The 4,045-nt window shown below is 33.1% G+C and carries 5 protein-coding genes; all 5 read left to right on the top strand.

Going from position 1 to position 4,045, the window contains the following annotated elements; all coding sequences use genetic code 11:
• The first annotated feature begins 313 nt into the window (after positions 1-313).
• Positions 314-886 carry a DUF3267 domain-containing protein gene (locus U2P91_RS17685; RefSeq protein ID WP_111889199.1) on the top strand — a complete coding sequence of 191 codons (573 nt, stop codon included), beginning with the start codon at positions 314-316 and terminating at the stop codon, positions 884-886.
• 18 nt (positions 887-904) lie between these two features.
• The gene (locus U2P91_RS17690) at positions 905-1,441 is read left to right on the top strand and encodes a hypothetical protein (protein ID WP_111889200.1); all 537 of its coding nucleotides are present in this window, start codon (positions 905-907) and stop codon (positions 1,439-1,441) included.
• A gap of 4 nt (positions 1,442-1,445) precedes the next feature.
• The gene (locus U2P91_RS17695) at positions 1,446-1,934 is read left to right on the top strand and encodes a hypothetical protein (protein WP_111889201.1); all 489 of its coding nucleotides are present in this window, start codon (positions 1,446-1,448) and stop codon (positions 1,932-1,934) included.
• A gap of 169 nt (positions 1,935-2,103) precedes the next feature.
• Entirely contained in the window at positions 2,104-3,795 is a 1,692-nt protein-coding gene (locus U2P91_RS17700) for a hypothetical protein (protein WP_162624551.1), read from the top strand.
• Positions 3,792-3,986, top strand: a complete 195-nt coding sequence (locus tag U2P91_RS17705; protein ID WP_322520089.1) for an ATP-binding cassette domain-containing protein — start codon at positions 3,792-3,794, stop codon at positions 3,984-3,986. The genes U2P91_RS17700 and U2P91_RS17705 overlap by 4 nt, the downstream gene beginning before the upstream one ends.
• Positions 3,987-4,045 lie beyond the last annotated feature (59 nt).

Here is a 4,045-nt window from a genome sequence, read left to right on the forward strand (position 1 = left end):
TGCCTAATCAAAACGCGAAAGGAGATTTATCTAAAAATTTCTAATTTCGTGTCTTGACAAGCGTGTACATTATATTTTTATAAAACGTTCCATTGATGTATTGACTATGATGTACACATAAGGTTGGACACAAAATCTTAAAAATAAGTTATAATGATGCTATGAGCGGTAGCTAAGAAACCACCGATATTCAGAAACCAACGACATCTCCCGACCTATAATTGCTGGATTGTCCGGGAAAAGAGTTTTTACCCAATGAAGATATGGTAGATTTAATTTAGTCGTTAGTAAAAAAATAAAAGGAGCCAGTATTGTGAGATTCTTATTTGAAAAATTCCCGGAAAATAATGATTTTGATCCTGAGAATGAGGGTTATCATGCTATTAACGAGCCGAGCTTTTTAAAACTTTGCGTGATGGCAATTCCAGTTATTTTCATTTCCATGTTTATCATTGGACTAATGTTAAAGATCCGACTGGGAGCGGATTATCATTTGAGTATGATTGATAGTTTTCAAGATATTTTGATTTTATTAGCCTTAGTACCCATTCATGAAATGCTGCATGTGATAGTTTTTCCGGATAAAATTTCATCAACGGATATTTTTATTGGTACGTATAGAGGCGCAATTTATGTTGAATATTTACAGGATATAAAAAAAGAAAGGTTTTTGTTGGGATTGATATTGCCGATCATTGTTTTGACGGTTATACCCGTTTTAATTATATTGTCAACAAATGTAAATTATATTCTTTTGTCGAAAATTGCCCTGATGAATATGGTTCTATCGAGCATGGATGTCCTGTCATTTTATGGGATTTTAAGAAAAATTCCGGCGAATGCGAAAGTTAGGAATAAAGACTCTCGTTCATTCTGGAAATTTTAATAGCGGAGGTGCTTGAAAATGAAAAAACAATATTATCTGGATTTAGTATTATTGATCATTATCCTGGGATTATCTGTTTACTTGTTGGGACAAGTAGATAATCCGGTTTATACCATAATTTTGATTAGCTTTGCCGTCATATTCTCGTATATCAATCTGAGATTTAGAATTATCTTTAAATATCCGTATGAAGGTAAGCTAAGTATTGGCAATTATTTGGGGTGTTTTGAAATTCTGTTGGGAAAGTTGTTATACATCATTGGCTTATTAAATCTTACAATTACGAATTCGGCTAAGCAGCATAATTTTATCATCTACGGTTTTATACCTGTTATCTGGTATCTATCAATGTTCCACAATACGGCTTATATCGATGACAATTATTTAATCTACAATTTTTCAAGAGTTATTGATATCCGGGATATTGAAAGATACGAAATGAAGAAAAAATCTTTAGATACATATTCTCTAGTTGTTTATATGAAAAACAAAAAAGTGCTTAAGCTGGGCCTTAATGATTTTAATTATCATAAATTTAAATTGCTAATTAGGTAGCTGAATGTTAAATAATTTTCAAAAAAGAAAGGGGATCATTGTGCGGATATTAAAAAAAATCTACCCATACCTGGTGATACCATTAGTGATGGGCTATATTAGTATCATCTTCAAAGTGAAAAATATGATAAAATATGGATCTTATGATTCAAACTTCAATTCGACCCTGCCATTTTTTATTGACAATTTTGGTTTTACATATATTGTTACCCTGCCATTGATTAGCATCGTATTTGGCATTCTCCTTGAATTGCTGTGTAGGAAATCGTTTTCGCTAAGAGTCAAGATAAACAGGCCCTTTCTGATTATCGGTCTAATTTTTGCTTTTTTCTACTTTATATATTTTACACCAGTTGCCACTTTCTTTGTACAGTTGAATTTTTTGCCGCTTCTTTTAATACCTGATGCGCCGGCTTACTATCTCATCCCTACCCTCGTTGGGTTTTATTTATCAAAAGGCTTGCTTGCCACAAAAGAAAGTGAAGTCAGCTGACTTTGTCTTTGTTTAGACTAATGGAGAAATCATGCTGTTAAAAATATTATTAAAGAATTTTCGCAGTAGCCTAAAAGATTATTTGCTATTTTTCATCCATCAGAGCCTCATGGTCGTTATTTTTTTTGTGATGACATTTTTTTTTCAAATTGCCTTCAAGGTGAGCGAGATGGATGATGTTAGCTCCCTCGCTTCTTTTATTTATGCTGCAGTTGTAATTGTCGTAATCATTACACTGGTATCAACCAATATGAACTTGCGAAATTATTTGATGATACGGAATAAAGATTATAATTTTTTAGCGATCTTAGGTATCCGTCCGCAAATGCTCTATTTACTCTTATGTGTTGAATTTGCAATGGGAAGTCTACTGGCGATTCTGGTTGGACTTCTGGGCGGAAGCTTTTGCGTGCTTGGTATTGCTGATTTACTTGGTAAAGCAGGTTTTCAAAATGATATTTTACTAGTGACAATTTGGAATTATCTTAATAGCAGTTTTATCTTTATTGTGATAATCGGGATCTGTATGGCTAGTAACGGTAGATATTTTAGACGTTCGGCCAATAAAGCAAACTCTGAAAGCCCAATAGAATGGGAATCATACAAGGCTTATGATTTGACCTTCTTGTTAATCGGTTGTCTGATTATCATTGGGATTCTAGTCAGTTTGTGGTTTTATTACAGTGTGCTTAATAGTCTCATTTCGATGATGCTTCTGGTAGGGAGTGCTTGTTTAATTGTTTTTTCAGGCAGTCGGTTTTTTTTCAAAAAAATGAGAAAAAACAAAAACCTGTATTATAAAAATTTGTTAACCTTTAATCGCATGATGTATAAATTTAACAAGAATAAAAAACTCTTGTTTACAATATTTAGTCTGAATTTTCTGATATTTTATTTAATGGGGAGTATCACAACTTCATATGGTACTTTAATCAACGCTGAAGATCAAGAAAGCTATCCTTATGATATTATCGCAATATCAGAACTTAAGATGGTTGAGAATGTAATTAATGAATCTGGGATAATAGCGTTTGAGGCGATCCCAATCCTGCCAGTATATGACTCAAGTGAAAACAGAGAGCCTCATTATTGGGGAATATCACTTAATTCCTATTACAAATTAACGGGTAAAGAGGAAGCACTGGTGGGAAACGAGATTATTTTAATATCACAGCAAGAGGGTGCTCAAAATAGTGCGACAACCGCAATGAAACGGGCCTTAACGATAGCGGGGAATAGCAGCAATTATCAGATCCAGAAGTATTTTCAAGAAATAATCTTCGGCAAAATATCAAATAAGAATTTAAACAATATCATTGTTTTTAGCGATGAAGAATTTCAACAGAAATATTCTGATGCCAATAATGAAATGACACTTTTTCTCGGGAAAATACCTATGAATTTTGACAAAAAGGCATTTGATCAGAGTAATTTGTTAGTGACGGTGTACAAACAAGATATGTTGCAACAAATTAAAAACGAAAATCAAATGATGTTCCTCATTTTTGTTTTATTAGGTTTGATCATGATGATTCAATTGGGCAGTTCACTTTATTTTCGCTTTTTTACCGATAAGAATCAGTTTTTAGAGGATACAAGATTTCTGAAACAGCTTGGTATGACCGACAAACGAATAAAAAAAATATATACAAAAGAGACCGCTATGCTGATATTTTTGCCGATTGTGACTTCATTTCTATGGAGTGGTTTTTTCTTTTGTGCTGAAATGAAATTTCAAAATGTCGATTTTGTAGAAAACAGTGGTCTATTTATGGCCTTTGGAATTGGCTATTTTCTGATTGAATTGGCATTTTATAAAATTTTAGAAAGGCAGCTTGTTTCGCATGTGAGTTGTGGTTGAGTGAAAATGGATATTTTGCAAATATGCAGTCTAAAAAAAAATACCGGAAAAAAACATCAAAAGAGACAGTGGTCGAAACGGTGGCGATTGATCATCTGAACTTTACGATTGAAAGTGGTTCATTTATTAGTATTATGGGAAAATCGGGTTGTGGAAAAACAACTTTGTTAAAATTGATTATTTCACGCTAAGAGTACCGCCAGTACACGCTAATGATACTGGCAGTACTTGAGATGATACCATTGGTTCA

Source organism: Acetobacterium sp. K1/6 (genome assembly GCF_034438075.1).
In the GTDB taxonomy this organism is placed as follows: domain Bacteria; phylum Bacillota; class Clostridia; order Eubacteriales; family Eubacteriaceae; genus Acetobacterium; species Acetobacterium carbinolicum.

What these genes read in the sequence shown, in the direction of transcription:
- U2P91_RS17690 (WP_111889200.1), top strand. Translation starts at nt 905, where the DNA reads ATGAAAAAACAATATTATCTGGATTTAGTATTATTGATCATTATCCTG.
- U2P91_RS17695 (WP_111889201.1), top strand. Translation starts at nt 1,446, where the DNA reads ATGTTAAATAATTTTCAAAAAAGAAAGGGGATCATTGTGCGGATATTA.
- U2P91_RS17700 (WP_162624551.1), top strand. Translation starts at nt 2,104, where the DNA reads ATGGATGATGTTAGCTCCCTCGCTTCTTTTATTTATGCTGCAGTTGTA.